The sequence below is a fragment of the Spiroplasma endosymbiont of Crioceris asparagi genome (genome assembly GCF_964020035.1).
Taxonomy (GTDB): Bacteria; Bacillota_I; Bacilli_A; order Mycoplasmatales; family Mycoplasmataceae; genus TIUS-1.
This window is the reverse complement of sequence record NZ_OZ026475.1, coordinates 590,782-613,356: the sequence shown is the minus strand read 5'-3', so window position 1 is coordinate 613,356 and position 22,575 is coordinate 590,782. Positions and strand designations below refer to the sequence as shown.

Genomic DNA, 22,575 nt, shown 5'->3' with positions numbered 1-22,575 from the left:
TATAATAAAAGGATATTTTATGTTTATTAGACACAATTTAAGTCAAGAATTTGAAAAAATAAGAGCAGATAACTTTCATATTTTAAGTCAATACACAATTGAAAAAATTTCTATTTTAACAATCAGAACATTAGATAAAAAATATCTTGATTCTAAAGATTTTTATGATTATAAATGTTGAGTTTTATTTAAATGAGTAAAACAAAACTTTGCTATTACTGAAAGTTTTGTTGCAAAGTTAAAAAAATTAGTTAAAAAACTTAAAATTATTCCCCGTGAATTAGACAATAAATTTATAAGACAATTAGAAGAGTTGGTGTTTACAACTTGAAGACCACTAAAAGATTTTCCAGTTAAATTTAAACTTGATGGGAAAGATAAAATTAAGTTATTACAATTAAATAACTATTTTCATTTTTATATAAATGAAAAAGATGTCGAACAAATTGGCCGCTTTGACTTTTATTATTCCCAAACACAAATTTATATCACAACTAAAAATCAAATAATTAAACACAAAATTAAATACAGTTCAATATTTAATGTGATTTGTAAAACATATGGTACTATTTTGGACTGTGGTAATGTAAAATATTTAATAAGAGGACAAAATAAACTTTTAGTTTATATTATTATTTCAAGAATGGTTCCAACACTAAATTTAGATATTAATAATATTTCAAATTTATTAGACTATTTTAGTTTATGAAATAATTTAAAAGACAAAATTTATTAAGGAGAAATATGAAAGTAATAGTAGTTAAAAATGCTCAAGAAGCTGGAAAAGTAGGAGCAGAAATAATTTTGAATTTAGTTAAAGAAAATTCAAAAACAGTTTTGGGTTTGGCAACAGGTTCAACACCAATACCTTTATATAAGGAAATTATTTCAAGAACTAATTCTGAAAAAATCGATTGATCAAATGTTACAACATTTAATTTAGATGAATATAAGGGATTAACAGAAAAAGATGATCAATCATATGTTTACTTTATGAGAAAACAATTATTTAATCACATCAATATTGAAAAAGAAAATACTCACTTACCATCAGGATTAATTAATTCAAATCATGAAGCAGTTAAATATGATGAAAAAATTAAAAATCATGGGGGAATTGATTTACAGCTTTTAGGACTAGGAATTAATGGTCATGTTGGGTTTAATGAACCAGGAACACCGTTTAATTCACTAACTTCAATCGTTAATTTAACAGAATCAACAATTGAAGCTAACGCAAGATTTTTTGAAAAAAAATCTGATGTTCCTACACAAGCAATTTCTATGGGATTGCAATCAATTATGAATGCTAAAAAAATCTTATTAGTTGCAACTGGCAAAAATAAAGCTGAAGCTGTTCACTATTTAATTAATGGTCCAATTAGTGAAGAATGACCATGTACAGTTTTATTAAATCATAAAGATGTAACAGTAATAGTTGATGAAGAGGCCAACTCTTACAAAAAATAAACCAAAAGGTGGTTAATGATAAATATAGGTTCGCCAATAATTTGAGACATTGTATTAATTTCATTTATTTTAATTGGATTTGCAATAAGTTTCTTTATAAGTGTGAAGGGATCAATTTACTTCCTTTTCTTTAATTTAATCTCATTTGCAATCATATTATTATTTTCTGATTCAATAACAATTTTGATTAATGAAAAATTAAATAATTTTTTAGCTAAAGAAGCAAGAAAATTATTACCAGATGTTGATTTACCCATAAGGGCAGCAGTTAGCATTATTGGTTCAATAGTAATTGAGGCTTTATTATTTTTAGTGTGATTTTTATTAACAAATATAATTGCTTTAATTTTATATATATTTATTTTTAAAAAATTATTAAAACCATTAAAACCTAAACTATCAGGTAGATTTTTATCTGGAACTTGTGGGGCAGCATCAATGGTTTTTTTAGTTATTCCTGTTGAAAATTTTGTAACTTCAGGAGTGTTTTTAACAGATAATAATAAAATTAGTTATACGTCAAACGATGCCATTATTATCGGGGGAAATAAATTTATTCCTAAACTTAATTTTCGTTTGCGAGCTGATGCAATGTTTAAATTTTATAAAGACTTTCAAAACAATAAAGATAATAATAAATCATGAACAGATCCAATTGTTTATTCAACAATTATTGATGATATGGATAGAGCGTTTAAATATATTCAAACAAACAATGATAAAAAAGATATTGCTAATTTTATTTATCAAAAAATTAGCAATAAAGCACAAGATATAATTCCTAATAATGAGGATTTTGATAACATTAAACCACCAAATACAGACGGTAAACATAAATTTAAATGAGATGACATTGTTGCGTATTTAAAAGAAAATAAAGTTGAAAAAATTACAGTTCAAGTTCTGGAAAATTTCATTAAAAAAACAGCACCAAATGTAACCATTACTGAAGATGAAAAAAACAAAATAACACAATTAATTGTAACGCTAGAAATAATGGCAAAATTATCAAAATTTTCCATTGCTGAAGACAAAATAAAAAAAGTGCAAGATTTAGTAGACCAATTTATTGAGGGTGTTCAACTTTTACCATCACAAGATCCAGAAAAAAATCGCCATTATCAAGAGTTTGTTCACTATTTTTCATAATTTTCCATTAGCGATAATGTGGTAAAATATTATAAATAAGGAGTTATATGAGAAAAAAAATAATAATTGGTAATTGAAAAATGTATAAAACTAATGAAGAGGCAAAGAAGTTTGTTAAATTAGTAGAAAAACAATACAAAAATGTGCCAAACATAATTGCAGGAATTGCATGTGCACCAACATTACTAGCATCAGCTAAATCAAAAGCAAAAAAATTAGTAATTGCTGCACAAAACTGTCACTTTGAAGAAGAGGGAGCCTTTACAGGTGAAACTTCTATTCCAATGATTTTGGACTTAGGGGTTGAATATGTAATTATTGGTCACTCAGAAAGAAGAGAATATTTTAATGACACTGATGAAGTAATTAACAAAAAATTAGTTGCTTTATTAGCACATGGTTTAACACCGATTTTATGTTGTGGAGAATCATTAAAAACATATGAAAAAGGAAAAACAGTTGATTTTGTAAAAGAACAAATTGTTGCTGCCTTTAAAGGTATTTCGGCAGAAGAAGCAAAACGTGTTGTTATAGCTTATGAACCAATTTGAGCAATTGGTACAGGAAAAGTTGCAACACCAGAAATTGCCCAAAATGTATGTAAAGAAATTAGAAACATTATCAAAGATTTATATAGTGAAGAAGTTTCAAACGAAATATTAATCCAATATGGTGGAAGTGTAAAACCAGAAAACATCAAAGATATTTTAAAACAAGATGATATCGATGGTGCATTAGTTGGTGGAGCTTCATTAGAACCAAATTCATTCTTAAAATTAATTAATTTATAATATGAAATTCAAATTGTTATTAATTGACATGGATGGAACTTGTCACACTCCTGGTGGGGGAATAATTAAATCTAATATTGAACCAATTAAACAAGCACATGATGCTGGAGTGATTGTTGTTTTTGCAACAGGAAGAGCACCATTTGCGGAAATTAATGAATTAGAAAAACATGGTTTTTATCAAGATGGTTATTATTTAGCTGCTTTAAATGGATCTTGAATTATTGATTTAAAAGATCAAACAACACTTGAAAAAAATTTAATATCTGCACAAAATGTTAATTCAGTAATTAATGTAATTAAAACAAAACAACCAGATATTGACTTTTTTGCATACTCAGAAGATCCAATGGAAAATTATATTTACAATAAAGGTCCGTTAACATTAATGGAGTTTGAAAAAAAATTTATTGATCGTAATTCAAAGTTAATTAATATTATGGATTTCGAGAATTTTAAAAGTTGTTTTAAGTTTTTATTAAGAAACTCAAATGAAAACTTTCATCAAGAAATTTCCAAATATGATATTGAAATTCATTGAGAACCAGGAAGAACAGCTGAGATTAACCGCGCAGGAATTCATAAGGGATTCGCGGTTAACTATTTTATGAAAAAATTTAATATCAATAAAGATGAAATTATTGCAATGGGAGATGGACCAAACGATGTATCAATGTTGAAAGTTGTGACACATGGAGTGGTTCCTTCAAATGCTTGCGATAGCGCAAAAGCAAATGCTTTTGAAATTTCCAAATATAGTTATCAAGAAGGTTTTGTTGGCAAGATTATTAACAAATACATATTTAACAAAGGAGAATAAAATATGTCAAAACACATAGTATTAACCATTTTAGATGGTTGGGGTTTAGAAAAAGATTCAAAAGGTAATGCAGTTACACAAGCTAACATGGAATTTGTTGAATCATTAAAAAAAGATTATCCATGAGTTTCTGCTCATGCTAGTGGTGAATGAGTAGGATTACCAGATGGGCAAATGGGTAACTCAGAAGTTGGTCATATTCATCTAGGTGCTGGAAGAATTAAATATGAATCACTATCATTAATTAATAAAGCGATAGTTGATAAATCATTTAATAAAAACAAAGAAATTTTAGCTGCAATTGAACATGCTAAAAAACATAATTCAGCTTTACATTTAATGGGATTATTTTCTGATGGTGGTGTTCACTCACATATTAAACATATGTTTGAAGCAGTTAAAGTGGCTAGTGAAAATGGATTAAAAGAAGTTTATTGTCACTTATTTACAGATGGAAGAGATACAAAACCTAAAGTTGCAATTGATTACTTAAATGAATTATACAAAGTTTTTAAAGCAACAGGTGTTGGAAAAGTTGGATCAATTTCTGGTAGATTTTTTGCAATGGATCGTGATAAAAGATTTGAAAGAACAGCAGAAGCTTATAACATTCTAACTAAAAGATCTATTGATCAAAAATTTAGTGATGCAACAGCATATATTAATGAACAATATGCTAATGGCAAAGATGATGAAGGAATTATTCCTGCATATAACAGCTCAGAAGCTAATGGTTATGTTAAACCAAATGATGCAGTAATCTTTACTAACTTTAGACCTGATAGAGCAATTCAAATGGCTTCAATCTTCACTAATAAAAATTTTATTGGTTGACAAGATGATGCTTTCAAAAATGAAGAGTTTTTAGGGGATAAAATTTATTTTGTTTCAATGATGAAATATTCTGATTCTGTTAGTTCAGATCATGTAGCATTTCAACCAATTGAAGTTGTTAATGGTTTGGGTGAATGGTTAGCAAATCATAATAAAACACAATTAAGAATTGCAGAAACAGAAAAAATTGCTCACGTAACATTCTTCTTTGATGGGGGAAAAGATTATTTTAAAAATGGTCTTGCAAAACCAGATGAAATCAAATTAAAAAACGCTGATTTAGCTTTAATTGCTTCACCAAAAGTAAAAACATATGATTTAAAACCAGAAATGTCAGCTGTAGAAATTACTGATGAATTAGTTAAAAGAATAGCTAGTGAAAAATATGATGTAATTGTTTTAAATTATGCAAACTGTGACATGGTAGGTCACACAGGTGATTTAGAAGCAGCAATTAAAGCTGTTAAAACAATTGATGCACAATTAAAAAGAGTATTTGAAGTTTGTGAACAACACGATGCAACAATGATAATAACAGCAGATCATGGAAATGCAGAAATTATGATTGATAAAGAAGGTGGACCAAACAAAAAACACACTTCACAATTAGTGCCAATTATTGTAACTGATAAAAATATTAAGTTAAATGAAAAAGACGCAGCAATTGCTGATGTTGCTCCAACAATTTTAGAAATGATTGGTTTAGAAGTTCCAAGTGAAATGACACAACCATCATTAATAAAAAAATAGTTTAAATAAAAATAAAAACACCACAAGGTGTTTTTTTGTTTATAAATTGGCAAATTGTTTTTTCTTAAAATATCAAAATGATAAAATGATAAAAAAGATATTTAAGATTGGCTGCAAACAAAATAATTTTAAAATAACTTCTGCAGAATCATTAATTAATAGTTTGCTTATATTTTGTTTTAAAAGTCCATTATTAATTGGAATTTCAATGTCGATTTGATTAGTGGGGTTTAAAAACAGGGGCATTAATATTTCTAAACTAAATCACTTATTGTATTTAAATATTTCAAATTCTTTTTGTGAGTATTCCCTATGTTTATCATCATAATAAACTTCACTAGTTATTCCAGTTAACATTAATCAAAAAATTATAATTAAAGTAAAAATTGAAAATCAATATATGTTTCTACTAAAAATTAATCCTAAAAAAATAAACAATGTATTTATAAAAATTATTGTGTAAAGAAAAGAAAAACCTTGTGCAAATACTCATTTTACATTTCATGTGTCATATGCTTGAAAACTTATAAAACTAACAAATAAAACTTCTGGCATAAAAATTATTATAGCCATAATTTGAATTGCTAATCATTTTGATAAAATAACTTTATTTCTAGAACAGTTAACTAATCAAAAAGAAATATTACCATTTGAAAACTCATTAAAAAATATTCTCGTAATGAAAAAAATTGATATGCTAATTGGGATGATCATAAATGGAGAACTAAATACAAAAAAATTACAAAATCTTGAAACTGGTACTGCTTGACCTCTATTTTCCCCCATACCTTCATCACTTGGCCAAGTAAAAGCAATTGAATGTTTTAAAAGATTATCTTGCTTGTTCGTAACTACAATAAAAATTGCCGCAACAGCGCAAAACAACACTAAGCCAAAACATAAAACAAATTTTAAATTATCAAGCATATGATATTTAATAATGTTTAATATTTTTTTTTCTTTAATTTTAAATACCATAATTCTCCTAAATGTTAAATTCTAATTTAATAAACTTAATAAATAATAAATAATTAATTAATACAATTGCTCATATGCTTAAAATATAACCAATAAAAAAGTGCCAAAGGTTTATTTTTACATGTTCAAAAATATTTTGTGACGTCATGCCTGCCGCATCAGAATCTAATACTATAGTTTTTCAAACAACCTCTCTATTAAAGTAAAGCGTGTTTCCTATTAGATTATGAAAATCTAGTAAGTTAACTATTTTAGTATTTCATTGAAAATAATTATAAAAGCACAGTCCTAAATAGATAACAAAAAATCAAATAATAATATTAAATCATTCATCATGATTACTTAAAATTAAATTTAAAAAAATTATAATGGTTTCTAATAAAATCATTAAAACCAAATAGTTTATCATTTGCAAAACAGCAAACTTATAATTTTCCATATCATTTTTAGCCTCGGTCATAAATGCCGCAAAAATAATAAAGTTTATAAATCAAATAAAAAACGTAATAGTGTATATAAAAAGAGCCTTTGAAATAATTATTTTTGATTTTTTAACTGGTTTTAATAATCAAAAAAAGATATTTCCTGTATCAATTTGTTTTGAAATATTTTTCTTACTTAAAGAGGCAACCATTATTGTAATAAAAATAGTTTCAATATATCCAAACACTCCAATATTTATTGCATCACTAAATGATAAGTGATCTCAAGGATATTGACTATGCTCGTCAAATATAGTTTGAAATGCAATTGTTCTGTTTCCACAACCAACAAGACACAAAAAAATCATGATAGCAGAAAATATAAAAAATAATATCGTTCAAAAAATTATGGTTTTTTTATTTAATATAAAATTTAAGTTTATTAGCTTAAGCAAACTTAAATTTTTTAAAAAGAAGAAATTTTTTATAATTTTATTTTTCATTAAATTTCGACCTCATCTTTATAAATGTCAGCAAACTTAATTTTTAATTCTTCAATTTTCTTTATCTCTGATGCTTGGAATTGATCAACTATTTTACCTTCTTTTAAAAAAACTATTTCATCAGCAGAATCAATAATTTCTTCAAAGATGTGCGAGCAAATAATGATTGTTGAATTATATTCTTCTTTCATTTTTTTAACTAACTTGATAAATCTTTTTTGCATTACAGGATCAAGACCTGAAGAAGGCTCATCTAAAATTAAATATTTTGGTTTATTCATAAAGGCTGCAATGATAGCAACTTTTTGTTTCATTCCTTTAGACATTTTTTTAATTTTTCTTTCAGTGTCTAGCTGAAAATAATCAACTAATTTTTCAACAAAATCTTTATCAACATTTTTTTTAAATGTATTAGACAAATTTATATATTGTTTTCCTTTTAGATTATCAAATAAATTTAATTCACCTGAAATATATCCAATTTGTTCTAAAATTTTTTCACGACATTTTTTAATATCTAAATTATCAAATTTAATTTCACCAGAATCAGAACTAATAAAACCCATTATTTGTCTAATTAAAGTAGATTTTCCAGCACCATTTGGTCCTAAAATTCCTAATACCTTTCCATCTTCTACATTTAAATTAATATTAAAATTCCCAACATTTTTACCATATGTTTTTGATATATTTTTAATTTCTATCATAATAAATCCTTTTTTTCATTTTCATTATATAATAAAAATATAACAGTATGTTATAAAAAAAGAAAAGCAAGGAAAAAAATATGATAAAAACATTAGTAACAATAATGGGAATTTCGGCATTTTCGTCATCGTCAGTTCCTATTTTAAAAAAATACAGCGAAATAAATTTACAAAATTATAATCAAAATGAAATAGTTGATTTGGGAACAATTCAATTAAACAAAATAAATTTAAATATTTTTCAATATTTTAAAAAAGATAATACTATTAATCAAGAAAATTTATTTAAAATTATTTTAAGTGAAGAACAAAAAATCAATCAAAACAATAGAGAAAAACTAATACTAATATTAAAGGATTTTATAAAAAATCAAAAAGATTGATCATTTATAGAATTTCCTACAACTTATCCAATGGAAGGAACCTCAAATGATTATCCAATTTCTGTGTTATATTCTGGAACTGGAAATTTTTCAGGAATATTATCATTTGATATAACACTTTCCAATGTTGACAAAACAAGCAAAACGGATATAAATGATGCGTTTAAAAATAAAAATTTAAAAAATTTAGATGATTCCGGATTTAAAAATAAAAATGAATATATTTGACAAAAAATTATAGAATTAAATCCTGATTCTAATGTTAATTTATCAGATGTTGAAATTATTGAAATCAATTATAATTATTCAATTATTAGAGCCAACACAAATAGTTCATTTAAGGGGATTGTTAAATTTACTTATAACACTATATTTAACTATAAAACAAGTATTTCAGCGACTGCAGAAGCGAGTTCTTATTCTGCTATTAAACGTGATGAAAATAGTGAACAAACATCTATTGAATTTAATTTAGGAAAAGATATTGCTCAAAAAAATTATAGTAAAATTACATATAAATTAACTGGAAATAATTGAGATAATGAAAATGATAAAAATGAATTTAATTATGAATCAGATTGTGGAATTACAGATAAAGACAAAACTAATTATAATCTGAAAAGTATTGACTTAAGTTTAGAAAAAGATTCTGTTGTATTGGCAAATAGAGTTTACAAAAAAACTAATGAAATGGAAACATGAGTTATTCTAGATTGAGAGTGAAAAAATAATACAATAGAAATAAAAATAACTGCAAAAGCATTTGCTTTTGCTCACTGATACAATGCATATTATGCTAAAGCTTCAGTTAACGCTATTTTAGATAACATTGAGATAGTTTAAATAAAAATAAAAACACCACAAGGTGTTTTTTTATTTATGGTTTAAAATATAAATATGAATTATTCAATTAAAGATATCGAAAAGTTAGCAAAAACAATTTCACACAAAGTAACTCCTAATTACTTTATTTTATTATCGGGAGAATTGGGCGCTGGAAAAACAACGTTTACTAAAATTCTTTTAAAAGAATTAGGGGTTAAAAAAGTTGTTAAGTCACCAACGTTTAACATTATGCATCAATATGACGCTAATGGTCTTAAAATCAATCATATTGATGCTTATCGATTAACAAAAGAAAGTGATGTAGAAATGTTTGTAGAACAATTTGATAATTCTTTAAACATAATTGAATGACATGAAAATTTTAACTTTGATTTTTCAAAAATAAAAAGCATTGAAATTAAAATTTTTATTATTGATGATGAAACTAGAAGGGTGGAAATAAATGAATAACCTTTTTATTGATACAACAAATTTCAAAGTAATACTTATTTTAGAAAAAGATAATGAAGTATTAGATAAATTATTTTTAGAGAATGAAAAACGTATTAGTGATCATATTTCTAACACAATAAATCAATTACTAAAAAAACATAATTTAACATTAAAAGACTTAAATAATATTTATTTGGCAAAAGGTCCAGGAAGTTATACTGGTGTTAGGGTTGGTGTAGCTTTTTCTAAAACATTGATGATATTAAATAAAAAGATTAAAGTATTTTCAATTTCATCATTAGTATTTCAAGCAGGCGTGAATAAAGTTATTTCCACACTTGATGCTAAAGGTGAAAAAGTATATTTTGGAATTTATGAAAATGGTAAAAATTTAATTCCAGATCAAATTTTAGAATTCTCACAATTTGAAATGATTGCTCAGAAATTTGCTAATTTTGAAATCGTTAAAGATTATCAAAATATAGATTTTGAAAAAAACTATTTTGATTTAAAAAATAATAATAGTTTTATAGAAGAAAAAGATATTAAAACATTTAATCCTATTTACATAAAATCTTTTATATAAAAGATTTTTAGTTATAAATGTGGTTGCTTGCAAGATTTTTAATTTAATTTATAATTTTTATAGATAAAGGTTTGGTATGTGAAAATTATATAGAGGTTTTATTTTTAGCACGATAACACTTTTTTATTTTTTAACTATGTTTTTGATATCATGATCTATTTATTTAGAATATGCAGTTAAATTTCATAGTGGTGATTATCAAATTGCCTTTCCCAACAAACCAATGGGTGTTTCTAAAAACAAAAATGATTATATAGATTCATTTTTTGGTGATAAATTTGATCAATATGCCAATTATTTAAACACAAAAAAACCAAAAGAAACTCAAAAACTAGATTTATATAATGCCAAATTTATGGGTGATATTGAAAATTTTAAAAATGTTATTAATGATAGTTTTAGTTTAAACCTATGAGAACAAGATACTGATTCATGTCAATTTGTTATTAAATTAAAGTCTTCTGATTTTAAGAAAATTAGTTTATCGCTTGAAATGGCAAATACATTTTCTAACTTATCTAAATATGGCTTTCAAGTTCATTATGGATGAGCTCAATATTCTTATTCATATGATGATACTTATTTTCCACCAAACGGTATTTGAATTCCCGACATAATAACTGAAAACAAAATCATTAATAATCATTTAAAAAAAGATTTTGTTTACATTGCTGATATTTCATTATCAACAACAGATGCCCAAAAAACCAAAGCTTTTATAAAAGAAAATGGTACAAAATTCACTTTAAATTTAATTACTAAAATAGATATTGGAAATAAACAAAGTTACCAACAAATTAATAAAATTAAAGTTAATTTAAAGGAAAATGATTTTTCCGACATTGCTGATAAAAACAATGGAATAAATTTTTTAAATAATCGTTTTCAAAACGTTAATTGGTTGGCAAGAAAAGATCCTGATTCACCAATTAATAATCCTAACAAAAACGATTTAAATGATGAAGTTAAATATGTTGATTATAGTTGAAACCATTGTCTTAATAATTATTTCAAAGATAGAACAAAAATTAATAATCAAAGATATTTTTCAGCATATTATATGAATAATTGTGCAATACCAAACCCTAAAGATCCATCTTCAGATGAAACTAAGTACTTAACCTGAAATTATGATCAAAACGATCCACCATTAGTTTCTTGACATATGAATGAAAAAAATGAATTATATATTCCAAAGAATCAAGAAGTTGCTTTCTTTAATAATATAAAATATGCAATTAAAGCAGGATTTAACAAAATATTTTTAAGAGGCTTAGATCAAATTAAGTGGTGATCACATAAAAAAAACGGTAAATGAATCATTCCTGAGGGCATGAAAACTTGAATTTATTTAGACAAACAAAAACGTTGAATATCAAAAAACCTTGGTTTAATAAATGATGGTAAAAAAGATAGATTTCACCACACCAATGCATACTATAATAAATGAGCCATAAACTGATTCTTAGAAAATAAGGCGAAATATTTGGACACTGATAAAGATAACAAAGATGTTACATATTATTTTTATCATGATGAATCAATTCAAAAAAACATGGATGAATTTGTTAAATTATTTGATAGTTTAAAATATCCAGCACAACCAAATATTTTAAAAAGTGATACCTCATTTAAAAATGTTAAAATTGCCTATGCAAATCTTTTCCGTGAAATTAATATAAATGATAAATTATTAGATGACATTGATTTAATTTATATTCATAATTCAAATTTGGAAGCAGAAATAAATTCACCAATTTTTAAAAAATTTGTTAATAATCGAATAAACAAAAATCTTAGAACATCACAGTATTCTTTAGGTGGGTCTGGTTATTATGGTCCAGGAACTGAACAATCTGGTAATTATTTGTTTGCTTTAAGATGTCAACAAGTTAATAATTTTGGATATATGCACTATTGTTTTGCCGACTGAACAGGAAATAGTGATTGGAATTTAGTAGTAAATTCTACAGATGCGCCCGGAGAATTAACATTTGCTTATCCTTATTTAAATGATGATAATAAATGAGTTATGGGTGATTCTAGAAGATATCAGGCAATTTGTGATAGTTACAGACTTGTACTTAAAATGGAAAAACTAAAAGAAAAATCACAAACCAAATTTGCTTCTTGTCAAGAAAATATAAATAAAATTTATCAAAATTATTTAAAACCAAATGTAGATAAGTTTAATTTTAAATATAAAAATTTTGACAGAAAATTTAAAGCAGTGAATAATGATTCAAAATTTATGAGTTGGTTTTTTAATAAATTTAATTCTAACAATGATTATGATAGTGGGTATAAAATTAAGTTTGCTTATAACATTATCAATAAGGAGTGATAAATGTTTTATTTTATAATTACAGATTTAATGTTTTTAATGTCAGCAATATTGTTTATAGTTTCTACAACTTATTTGGTTTTTTATTATATATATGTTGTTGGAAAAGAAAATAAAGTTATTTCTTTATTTTGATTAATACTAAATTTATTATTAGTTATTTTAATAACACTTTTATTTATTCAAACATATATTTGCAACTACGACTTTGAAAATATTTATCATCAGCAAATAGAAAATGTTAAAACCGTGACAATGACAATAATTTTTTCTACAACTTGCGTTATTAGTGCCTTTGTGTTTTTTACATATCTATACTTTTTCAATAGTTTATTTTTTGCTTATAAAATTAAAAATAATGCATTTAAAGCTGGATTTTTTAAAAAAAATTATATTTTCAAAAAAAGCAAAGTAGGAAAATTTGTTATTAATAATAACAATTATCTAAATTAAAATACATTTTGATTAGATTTACCAATATTTAAAGCAAGCAATCTGAAATTAATGGTTGCTTTTTTGTTATAATTTTTTTGTGGATTGATACTCAAGTGGTGAAGAGGGCACCCTGCTAAGGTGTTAGGTCGGGCAACTGGCGCGAGAGTTCGAATCTCTCTCAATCCGCCATTAAAGAAACTAAATAAGGGAACGAAGAATGATGCACGAAAAATCTATAACCGATATTTCTAAAAAAAGATATAAAAAATCTTTCTTTAGAAGATCTGGCGAAAAGCAAGTTTTAAAAATTATTAAAACAAAACAAATCAGTTCTTTTTTATTCTATACAGATGTCGATAATATTTTATTTACTCTTGAGTATGGAATAGTTCCTGTTGAACAAAAAAAACAATTAATAAAAAAAGAGTATTCTGTTTGAACTTATCTTGAAAAAGAAAATTCTATCGGTTTAGAATTTGATAATTCGACACGTGTTAATTTTTGAGAATGAGCAAAACAAGCAGAAGTTAATGTTGATCAAATCGCAGTTATTGGAATTGATCCAATAAAACTATCAAAATATACAACATATGATTGAACATATGATGCAAACTCTAAAATAACATATATTAATGAAGCTATTTCATTAGAAGCGATCGAATGAATCTTAATTAAAGATAAAGTTAATTACGAAAGAATTAAAACGTTTATAGAAGCAAATGATTTAGAAATCAGAGTATTTTATGGCGAAAGTGGAAATATTATTTAAGGTGTACCATGGGTAAAGATAATTTTAAAATTGAAAAAATCACTCCACGTGATGTTGATTTTGCAAAATGATACACAGATGTGATTAAAAATTCAAATCTTGTAGAATATGGAGCCGTAAAAGGAACAATGATTTACAAACCGTATGGGTTTGCAATTTGAGAAAATATTCAAAAATTGGTTGACGTAGAATTTAAAAAATTAAAAGTGGATAATGTTTATTTTCCACTTTTAATTCCAAAATCATTATTTTTAAAAGAAAAAGCTCATGTGGAAGGGTTTGCTCCTGAACTTTGAACTGTAACACAAACTGGTGATAATAAACTTGCTGAACCACTATATATTAGACCAACAAGTGAAGTTGCAATTGCAGACTTTTGAGCAAAAAACATTAAATCACATCGTGATTTACCAATGAAATATAATCAATGAGTAAATGTGATGCGTGCCGAAAAAACTACTAGACCTTTTTTAAGGGGCAATGAGTTTTTATGACAAGAGGGACACACCGTTCATGCTAATGCTGATGAAGCATTAAAAATGACATTGGATATTTTAGGAGTCTACAAAAGAATATCACAAGATAAATTAATGATTCCAGTAATTACAGGTCAAAAAACAGAACATGAAAAATTTGCCGGTGCTAAAAATACGTACACTATTGAAGCTTTAATGCATGATGGTCAATCATTACAATCAGCAACTTCTCATTATTTTGATCAAAACTTTACAAAAGCATTTAATGTGAAATTCCAAAATAAACTGCAAAAAGAAGAATTTGCTTATTCTACAAGTTGAGGTTTATCAACTAGAATTATGGGAGCAATAATTATGTGTCATGCAGATGACTTTGGTCTAGTATTACCAAGCGCAATTGCCCCAATACAAGTTGAGATAATTAAAATAAAAGATGATGAAAAAATTAATAAAGTCGCTGATGATATCGAAACTAAATTAAGTAAGCATTTTAAAGTTGAAATAGATAGTTCAGATAAATCATTTGGATTTAAAATATCTGAAGCTGAAATTAAGGGAATTCCTCTAAGAGTAGAAATTGGTTTAAGAGATCTTGAAGAAGGTTGTGTCACCATTTCAAGAAGAGACACTAGAACTAAACACAAAGTTAAATTAGTTGATGTTGAAAAATATGTAGCTGATGAAATCAAAGCATATGATATGAATATTTATAAAAATGCGGAAAGCAATTTAAATAATCGTATTTTCAAAGCTAATACCATTAAAGAATATCAAGATATTCTAAAACAAAATCAAGGATTTGTTTTAGTGCCATTTTGTGGAGCAATTGAGTGTGAAGCAGATGTTAAACAAAAAACTTCAACAAACTCAAGATGTATTCCTGACGGAATTGAACAAACTGCAGGTAAATGTTTTAATTGCAATAAAGAAAGTAAATATAGAGTCTATTTTGCAAGAGCTTATTAATAAATAAAAAAAATAAAACTACTGTTAAAAGTAGTTTTATTTTTTTATACAACCAAAATGGATGATATTAATATTTTGTGGATTATTTGAAGTTCCTTTAATATGTTCAATAACTCAATGAGTATCTGATTTATCACCATATTTTTTTTGTTCACATAATTTTGCTGGAAATTTACAATCTTTTGATTGACATTTAACAGCTGTTTTCATTGTGTTTTTTGAAGCTCAAATAAAGTTTGCGTCTGCTGGTTTTAATAATTCCATATATAACTCCTAAATATTATTTTACCAAAAATATCTTGATTTTAAAAAGTGGTTTTTTTTGGTTTTTTTTGGTAAGTAGTGTGTTAATATCAAAGTGTGAGTAGTTATGATAAAAGAAAAACGACAAAAATTAATTTTAGATTTTGTTAGAGGCAAAGAATTTGTGACACATGAAGAAATTGCTGAAAATTTTCATATACCATCAACTACTCTAAGAAGAGATATAACAGATTTGGACAAACAAAAGAAAATTAAAAAAGTTCATGGTGGTGTTCAAGAAATCAAAGAAACTCAACTTTATGAAGAAGCTTTGAATAAAAAGTTGCATCAAAACATTGAAGCAAAAAAAAATATTGCAAAAAAAGCTTTAGATTGTATTAAACCAAATGAAACTATTTATTTAGATTCAGGATCTACAACATATTTTTTAGCAAAAATATTGCCAAATGATATGAATATTAAAGTCTATACAAACTCTATAATAAGTGCACAAGAATTATTCTCAAATGGTTTTAAAGAAGTTTATATATTAGGGGGAAAAATAAAAGATGTTACTGGCGCCATTGTTGGTGCTGAAACTGTTTCCCAAATAAATACGTATAACTTTGATTTAGCTTTTATTGGAATTAATGCAATGGACGCTGAAGGCTTTTTATATACAACAAATATTGAAGAAGCAAAAATTAAAGAAACAGTTATAAAAAATTCATATCTCTGTTTTGGATTAATTGATACAACAAAATTTAATTCAAAATCATTTATAAAATTTAGTAAAAAAAACACAGTTACAATTATTAGTGAGGTTAATTAATGATATATACAATTACTTTAAATCCAGCAATTGATTATATTCTAGAAATTGATAATAAGTTAAACGTAGGGGTTACAAACTATTATTCAAGAGAATATTTTCAAGCTGGAGGAAAAGGTATTAATGTCGGTTTAGTTTTAAATAATTTAAAACAAGAAGTAGAGTTATTGGGTTTATTGGGAAGTGAAAATCAAGAAGTGTTTACAAAAGCATTTAAAGACCAAAAAATTAAAAATAACTTTATGGTAATTAAAGGAAAAAACCGTACAAACTTTAAAATAAAAAATTTAGTAAGCAAAGAAGAAACTGAGTTAAATGGTTTAGGGTTTAATGTTTTAGAAAATGATATTAAAAAGTTTTTAAAAACATTTGAAAAAACTATTAGAAAAAATGATATTGTTGTCATTACTGGTAGTGCTCCCAAATCAATTTCTCAATCTTTATATAAAGAGTTGGGAGATATTGCCAATCAAAAAGGAGCAACCTTTATTGTTGACGCTAACAAAGAATTATTAAAAAATGCTCTTAGATCAAAACCTTATTTGATAAAACCAAATACAGAAGAAATTTGTTCAACATTAGGAATTGAATATAAAGAAAATTTAGATTTAAAAGAATTAAAAGCTTTAGTTCAAGAACTACAAAAAATGGGTGCGCAAAATGTTTTAGTAAGTATGGGTTCAAAAGGAAGTGTCTTCTTTGGAATAAACAATGATATTTATCAAGTATCAATTGCCAAAGGTGATTTAGTTAATTCTGTTGGTGCTGGTGATAGCATGGTTGCAGGATTTGTTTATGGAATATCAAACAAATTATCAATTGAAGAAACTTTAAAAGTTGCTGCCGCTGCTGGTGGGGCAACCGCGTTTACAGAATGATTAGCACAAGGTGATGAAATTCTAAAATTAAGTAAACAAATTGAAGTAAATAAAGTGGAGGTATAACAAATGGAATTAAAAGATATGTTTTCAAAACAAACTTCGTTTTTTGATGTAGATATTACAGATCAAACAAAATTAATTGAATTTGTTGCAGAAAACCTTTTAAAAGAAAATCTTATTACAAATAAAGAAGAATTTGTAAAAGGAATTTTAAAACGTGAATCAGAAATGTCTACAGCCATGGGAGATGCAATTGCGATTCCCCATGTATTAAATCCTGTAGTTAATAAAAGTGGAGTAGCTTTTGTTAGGGTAAAAAATCCTATAGATTGAAAAGCTGATGATAAACAACCAGTTAAATATATCTTCTTCATTTTTACTAATGGAGCAGATGGAAATGAACATTTAACAGCTTTAGGAAACTTGGCTGGAAAATTAGCTAGAAGTGAAAGTCACAAAATTTTAGCTAATGCAACAAACTTTAAAGAATTGTCTAAATTTTTTGAAGAAGAAAAACCTGAAGTTGTGGCAACACCAAACAACGGGTTTGATATTGTCGCAATTACAGCCTGTCCAACAGGAATTGCCCACACTTATTTAGCAGAAGAAAAACTAAAAGAATATGCTAAAGAAGCGGGATATTCAATTAAAGTTGAAACTCAAGGACGAAGAGGAAATGAAAACATTTTAACTCAAACTGATGTAGACAATGCCAAAATTATTATTTTAGCTCATGATAAAGGATTAACTGGTATGAGCAGATTTAATAACAAAAAAGTTATTGATACTTCTACAAAAGATGCAATTTATAATGGGCCTAAATTATTTGAAAATTATTTAAATGATCAAAAAACAACTATTATAAAAGGTGCAGCAGGAGATGCTGAAGGAGTTGGTGAAGCACTAACTTTAAAAAAATTTAAAGATGTTAAAGGAAATTTACTTGGTGGAATTTCAAGAATGTTACCATTCGTAGTTGCTGGGGGAATTTTATTAGGAATTGCATTTCTAATTGATTTTGCCGCTGGTAATTCAGATGCCGGAGGAAATTTTGGAACTGTAAATAAAGGAGCCGGATTCTTTGCTGCCATTGGAAAAACTTCAATGCAAATGATGATTCCAATCTTAGGAGCCTTTATTGCCTATACAATTATTGGTCCACAAGGATTAATGCCAGGAATGGTGGCAGGATTATTATCATCTTCAATAATGCCTTTTGCTTATGGAGATGATGGTAATTGATCAAATATGTTTGGTAAATTATTGCCTCATAATTTAAAAGGAAATGAATCAGGATTTATTGGAGCATTAGTTGGGGGATACCTAGCTGCCTTAGAAGTTTATGGATTATCAAAATTAATGGGTAAATTTCATAAAAACTTACAAGGTGTAAGAGATATTGTTTTCATACCAGTACTTTCATTATTTGCAATTGCTGTAACAATGTTTGTAATGAATATTCCTTTGGGATATGTAATGTATGGAATTTCACAAGGATTATCTTATTTAACACAACACAATTTAATTGCTCTAGTAGCAATATTGATTGGAACAATGATGTGTGTTGATATGGGAGGACCAATTAACAAAATTGCATATTCATTAGGAGTGTTATCAGTTGGTCATAAATTGATAACTGATGTTGATGCTGATGGTTATGATGCACAAACAGTTATTATGGCTGCTTCAATGTTGGCTGGAATGTTACCACCATTAATTATTGCCTTTTCAACAGTGTTGGTTAGAAAAGCTTGAACAGATAAAGATCGACAAGCCGCTAAAGGTAACTGATTAATGGGTGCATGTTTTATCTCTGAGGGAGCAATTCCTTTTATGATTAAAGATCCAAAAAGAATTATCGCCGTTTCAATGGTTGGTGGAGCAATTATTGGTGGAATTGTAGGAGGGCTACAAATCACATTAGGAGCACCACATGGAGGAATCTTTACATTTGCCTTATTACAAGCAAATGTAGGAAACATGAGTAAATCATTAGGAATGGGAATTGGAATAAGTGTAGTTATTGTTGCACTAATTGCAATATCTATGGTTTGTGGTTTAGTTCTAGGATTATGAAGATTAAAAGATATTAAATCAGGAAAATTAAATATTGCTTAAGTAAGCATAAAAAAAGTAGGTTGATAAAACCTATTTTTTTATTTTTAAAACGTATATTAAATTTTTTAATCAATTATAAAACGCAATTAAATAATATATTTTATACAAAATAAAATATTCTTGAATAAAATATATTATAATATTTTTGGAAAGGGATAAAAAATGAAAAAATGAAAAATTTATGTTGTTCCCCACACTCATTGAGATAGGGAATGATATTTTACAAAAGCAACAGCAAATACATTTTTGTATTTTAATTTTAAAAAAATATTTGAAGAATATAAACAAAAGCAGGCAAATTTTCCAAAATTTGTTTATGATTCTCAATATTCAGTTGTTGATGAATATTTAAAGATTGCTCCTAAAGATGAATCTAAAATAAAAGACATGGTTAAAAACAATAAATTGGTGATTAGTCCTTGATACACGCAAACTGACACATTTAATGTTACTGGAGAATCAATATTAAGAAACATGCTTACAGGAATAAAAGAAAGCCAAAAGTATGGTAACTATATGAGGGTGGCATATATGCCAGATTCATTTGGTTTTAATTCAAATTTACCTCAAATATTTAATAAGTTTGGAATGAAATCTTTTATACACTGACGTGGTGTTAAAAAAGAACACTTAGAAGAAGGTGTCTTAAATAAATGAGTTGGTATTGATGGTACCGAAATTGTTGAATATAACTTATTTAAATATGGATACACTTGTGGAGGAAGATTCACATATGATCTTTTTAGAGATGGTTATGAAAAAGAAAATATAAAAGAAAATGCAAAAAAAATATTTGAATCAATAAAAAATGATAAAGCGATGAATTTATTGCAAGAACTAAAAAATGCAAGCAAAAATACAAACAACAAAGTTTTATTTCCTTGAGGTTCAGATCAAATGGTTTGTTTTGAAAATTTGGGTGAATTAATTTCAGAAATAAATAAACTAGATGATGAAAATGAATGAATACTAACTAGTTATGAAGAATTTACTGATGAAATATTAAAAGATATAGAAAATATTAAAACAAAACAACTAAGTGGAGAGTTAAGATATGGAGAATATTCTAGAGTTCATAAAACTATAAATTCTTCTAGATATGATATTAAATATTTAACTAAAAACTTAGAATATTTAATATATAAAATTGCAGAGCCTCTTAGTTTAATATATGAAAAAAGTGGTGGAAAATATCCAAATGATTTATTACAACTTTCGCAAAGAATACTTTTTGAATGTCAAGCACATGATAGTGTTGGTGGATGCAATAGTGATAAAACAAATAGAAGTATAATTGAAAGATTAAATGTAGCAACAGATAATATTAATTCATTAATTACTTTTATACAAAGACAAATTTCTTTTGCAAATAAATGTAATGACAATGATTTGTTAATATTTAATCTTGAACCGCTTGTCAGAAATTTAAAATATACAATGACTATTTTTACAAGAAAAAAAAGTTTTAAAATTTTAGATGAAAAAAATAATGAAATTAAATATAAAGTTGTTTCCAAAGATTATGTTGATGCAAATGAATTTAAGATTAACAAAAATATTCAAAATACATCAATTACCGAAAACAAAAATAAAGAAAGTTTTTATTGACATAAAATAATTTTAGAATTTAAAAATGTTGAACCAGTTTCTATAAAAACCTTCAAAATTATCGAAGATGATTTTGAAATTAAATCAATAATTAACAAAAATAATTTTATTGAAAATAATTTTTACATGTTAAAAGTAGAAAATAATGAAATTATTTTAAAAGATAAAAAAAGAAATATTACATTTAAAAATGCAATAATTTTAGAATCTAACAAAGATGTTGGTGATTTATATGATTACTCACCTGAAACTTATGACGAAGTAATAACTTCTAAGTTAAAAAAAATTCAATTATTGTCATGTGACGATAATTTAATACCTAGTTTAGAAGCAAATTTTCATTATCAAATAGAGCAAAACAATAATAAAACAGAACAAATTTTTAATATAAAATTTTATTTATTTGAAAACAAAATTGATCTTGATATTGATACTAAAAACACTGCAGAAGATATCAGATGAAGAATCTTATTTAATACCAACATTGATTCTAATGAAAGTTATAGCGACACATCCTTTGGTAAAATTAAGCGTAATAAAAATTGTTATGAAAATGAATTAAAAATTTGAAAAAATGACAAATGAAATGACTACCCAGTGGATATCGAAGCTTTAGAGTCATGTTGTTGAAAAAAATCTAATGATTATACATACTCAGTATTTTCTAAATGTAACAATGAATATCAATTATCAAATTTAGATAATAAAAAATTAGCTATAACATTATTTAGAGCGGTTTCTTATATTGGAAGAAACAATTTACTATACAGACCAGAAAGGGCTTCTGGAAATTCAGTGTTTCCACTTGAAACGCCAGATGGTAATTTAAAAGGTAAAAATTTAAATATTAAGTTTAGATTTGGAATTTCAGATAATGACAATAACGTTGTTGTTGAATCTAAAGATTGATGTATCGATAATACATATTATCAAGTTCAAAAAATAAACTTATTTGAAAAAAATGGAGACATGTTTGTTTTACCAACTATGAAAATAAAAAAATATGATAATGATTTATTAAAAACAAATATAGATAGTTCTCTTGTGGTTTCATGTTTAAAGAAATCATATGATTTACAAAAAAACATTATAAGAATTTATAACCCAACTAATAACAAAATTAATATTAAAGACATTAATTTAAAAGAAATAAATGTTTTAGAAGATAAAAAATTAGAAAATTCAGAATTTATAGAACCTAATGAGTTCAAAGTTTATGAATTTTAAGGAGA

The 22,575-nt window shown here is 25.7% G+C and carries 21 protein-coding genes and 1 tRNA gene; 18 read left to right on the top strand and 4 right to left on the bottom strand.

Going from position 1 to position 22,575, the window contains the following annotated elements; all coding sequences use genetic code 4:
- Positions 1-19 precede the first annotated feature (19 nt).
- The 6 genes from AACL01_RS02870 to gpmI are packed head-to-tail and all read left to right on the top strand — an operon-like array spanning position 20 to position 5,814.
- On the top strand, positions 20-736 hold the full coding sequence (locus AACL01_RS02870; protein WP_339022619.1) for a hypothetical protein: 717 nt from the start codon (positions 20-22) through the stop codon (positions 734-736).
- Positions 737-744: 8 nt separating this feature from the next.
- Positions 745-1,470, top strand: coding sequence for a glucosamine-6-phosphate deaminase (gene nagB, locus AACL01_RS02865; RefSeq protein ID WP_339022617.1), 726 nt, complete (start codon positions 745-747; stop codon positions 1,468-1,470).
- Positions 1,471-1,485: 15 nt separating this feature from the next.
- A complete protein-coding gene (locus AACL01_RS02860) occupies positions 1,486-2,619 on the top strand; it encodes a hypothetical protein (protein ID WP_339022616.1) in 1,134 nt (377 codons plus the stop codon).
- A gap of 47 nt (positions 2,620-2,666) precedes the next feature.
- Complete coding sequence (gene tpiA, locus AACL01_RS02855) at positions 2,667-3,410, top strand: triose-phosphate isomerase (RefSeq protein ID WP_339022615.1); 744 nt, start codon at positions 2,667-2,669, stop codon at positions 3,408-3,410.
- Between the two features lies 1 nt (position 3,411).
- The gene (locus AACL01_RS02850; RefSeq protein WP_339022613.1) at positions 3,412-4,230 is read left to right on the top strand and encodes an HAD family hydrolase; all 819 of its coding nucleotides are present in this window, start codon (positions 3,412-3,414) and stop codon (positions 4,228-4,230) included.
- 3 nt (positions 4,231-4,233) lie between these two features.
- Positions 4,234-5,814, top strand: a complete 1,581-nt coding sequence (gpmI, locus tag AACL01_RS02845) for a 2,3-bisphosphoglycerate-independent phosphoglycerate mutase (RefSeq protein ID WP_339022611.1) — start codon at positions 4,234-4,236, stop codon at positions 5,812-5,814.
- Positions 5,815-5,853: 39 nt separating this feature from the next.
- On the opposite strand, the gene AACL01_RS02840 is transcribed toward gpmI, so the two are convergent.
- From AACL01_RS02840 to AACL01_RS02830, 3 genes are read right to left on the bottom strand one after another with little or no spacing between them, the layout of a single operon-like run.
- Entirely contained in the window at positions 5,854-6,792 is a 939-nt protein-coding gene (locus AACL01_RS02840; protein WP_339022609.1) for a hypothetical protein, read from the bottom strand.
- 7 nt (positions 6,793-6,799) lie between these two features.
- Positions 6,800-7,717 (bottom strand): hypothetical protein, encoded by a 918-nt coding sequence (locus AACL01_RS02835; RefSeq protein ID WP_339022607.1) that lies wholly within the window; start codon positions 7,715-7,717, stop codon positions 6,800-6,802.
- Positions 7,717-8,424, bottom strand: a complete 708-nt coding sequence (locus tag AACL01_RS02830) for an ABC transporter ATP-binding protein (protein WP_339022605.1) — start codon at positions 8,422-8,424, stop codon at positions 7,717-7,719. The genes AACL01_RS02835 and AACL01_RS02830 overlap by 1 nt, the downstream gene beginning before the upstream one ends.
- 80 nt (positions 8,425-8,504) lie before the next feature.
- Between AACL01_RS02830 and AACL01_RS02825 the strand changes: the two genes are divergently transcribed.
- From AACL01_RS02825 to proS, 8 genes are all read left to right on the top strand, one after another.
- On the top strand, positions 8,505-9,650 hold the full coding sequence (locus AACL01_RS02825) for a hypothetical protein (RefSeq protein ID WP_339022603.1): 1,146 nt from the start codon (positions 8,505-8,507) through the stop codon (positions 9,648-9,650).
- A gap of 54 nt (positions 9,651-9,704) precedes the next feature.
- Entirely contained in the window at positions 9,705-10,103 is a 399-nt protein-coding gene (gene tsaE, locus AACL01_RS02820; protein WP_339022601.1) for a tRNA (adenosine(37)-N6)-threonylcarbamoyltransferase complex ATPase subunit type 1 TsaE, read from the top strand.
- Entirely contained in the window at positions 10,096-10,671 is a 576-nt protein-coding gene (tsaB, locus tag AACL01_RS02815; RefSeq protein ID WP_339022599.1) for a tRNA (adenosine(37)-N6)-threonylcarbamoyltransferase complex dimerization subunit type 1 TsaB, read from the top strand. Before tsaE ends, tsaB begins: the two co-directional genes overlap by 8 nt.
- A 76-nt stretch (positions 10,672-10,747) precedes the next feature.
- Complete coding sequence (locus tag AACL01_RS02810) at positions 10,748-13,018, top strand: hypothetical protein (RefSeq protein WP_339022597.1); 2,271 nt, start codon at positions 10,748-10,750, stop codon at positions 13,016-13,018.
- Entirely contained in the window at positions 13,019-13,468 is a 450-nt protein-coding gene (locus AACL01_RS02805) for a hypothetical protein (protein WP_339022595.1), read from the top strand.
- An 81-nt stretch (positions 13,469-13,549) separates the two neighbouring features.
- A tRNA-Ser gene (locus AACL01_RS02800) sits at positions 13,550-13,639 on the top strand.
- 28 nt (positions 13,640-13,667) lie between these two features.
- Positions 13,668-14,219 (top strand): acetyltransferase, encoded by a 552-nt coding sequence (locus tag AACL01_RS02795; protein ID WP_339022593.1) that lies wholly within the window; start codon positions 13,668-13,670, stop codon positions 14,217-14,219.
- Between the two features lie 8 nt (positions 14,220-14,227).
- The gene (gene proS / locus AACL01_RS02790; RefSeq protein ID WP_339022592.1) at positions 14,228-15,661 is read left to right on the top strand and encodes a proline--tRNA ligase; all 1,434 of its coding nucleotides are present in this window, start codon (positions 14,228-14,230) and stop codon (positions 15,659-15,661) included.
- Between the two features lie 36 nt (positions 15,662-15,697).
- On the opposite strand, the gene AACL01_RS02785 is transcribed toward proS, so the two are convergent.
- Positions 15,698-15,925, bottom strand: coding sequence for a hypothetical protein (locus tag AACL01_RS02785; RefSeq protein ID WP_339022590.1), 228 nt, complete (start codon positions 15,923-15,925; stop codon positions 15,698-15,700).
- 106 nt (positions 15,926-16,031) lie between these two features.
- On the opposite strand from AACL01_RS02785, the gene AACL01_RS02780 reads away from it, so the two are divergent.
- The 4 genes from AACL01_RS02780 to AACL01_RS02765 all read left to right on the top strand — a co-directional run bounded on the left by AACL01_RS02780 (position 16,032) and on the right by AACL01_RS02765 (position 22,570).
- A complete protein-coding gene (locus AACL01_RS02780) occupies positions 16,032-16,736 on the top strand; it encodes a DeoR/GlpR family DNA-binding transcription regulator (RefSeq protein WP_339022589.1) in 705 nt (234 codons plus the stop codon).
- On the top strand, positions 16,736-17,680 hold the full coding sequence (gene pfkB / locus AACL01_RS02775; protein ID WP_339022587.1) for a 1-phosphofructokinase: 945 nt from the start codon (positions 16,736-16,738) through the stop codon (positions 17,678-17,680). Before AACL01_RS02780 ends, pfkB begins: the two co-directional genes overlap by 1 nt.
- 3 nt (positions 17,681-17,683) lie before the next feature.
- Positions 17,684-19,735, top strand: coding sequence for a fructose-specific PTS transporter subunit EIIC (locus tag AACL01_RS02770; protein WP_339022585.1), 2,052 nt, complete (start codon positions 17,684-17,686; stop codon positions 19,733-19,735).
- Positions 19,736-19,897: 162 nt separating this feature from the next.
- Positions 19,898-22,570 carry a glycoside hydrolase family 38 C-terminal domain-containing protein gene (locus AACL01_RS02765; protein ID WP_339022583.1) on the top strand — a complete coding sequence of 891 codons (2,673 nt, stop codon included), beginning with the start codon at positions 19,898-19,900 and terminating at the stop codon, positions 22,568-22,570.
- The last annotated feature ends 5 nt before the right edge of the window (positions 22,571-22,575 follow it).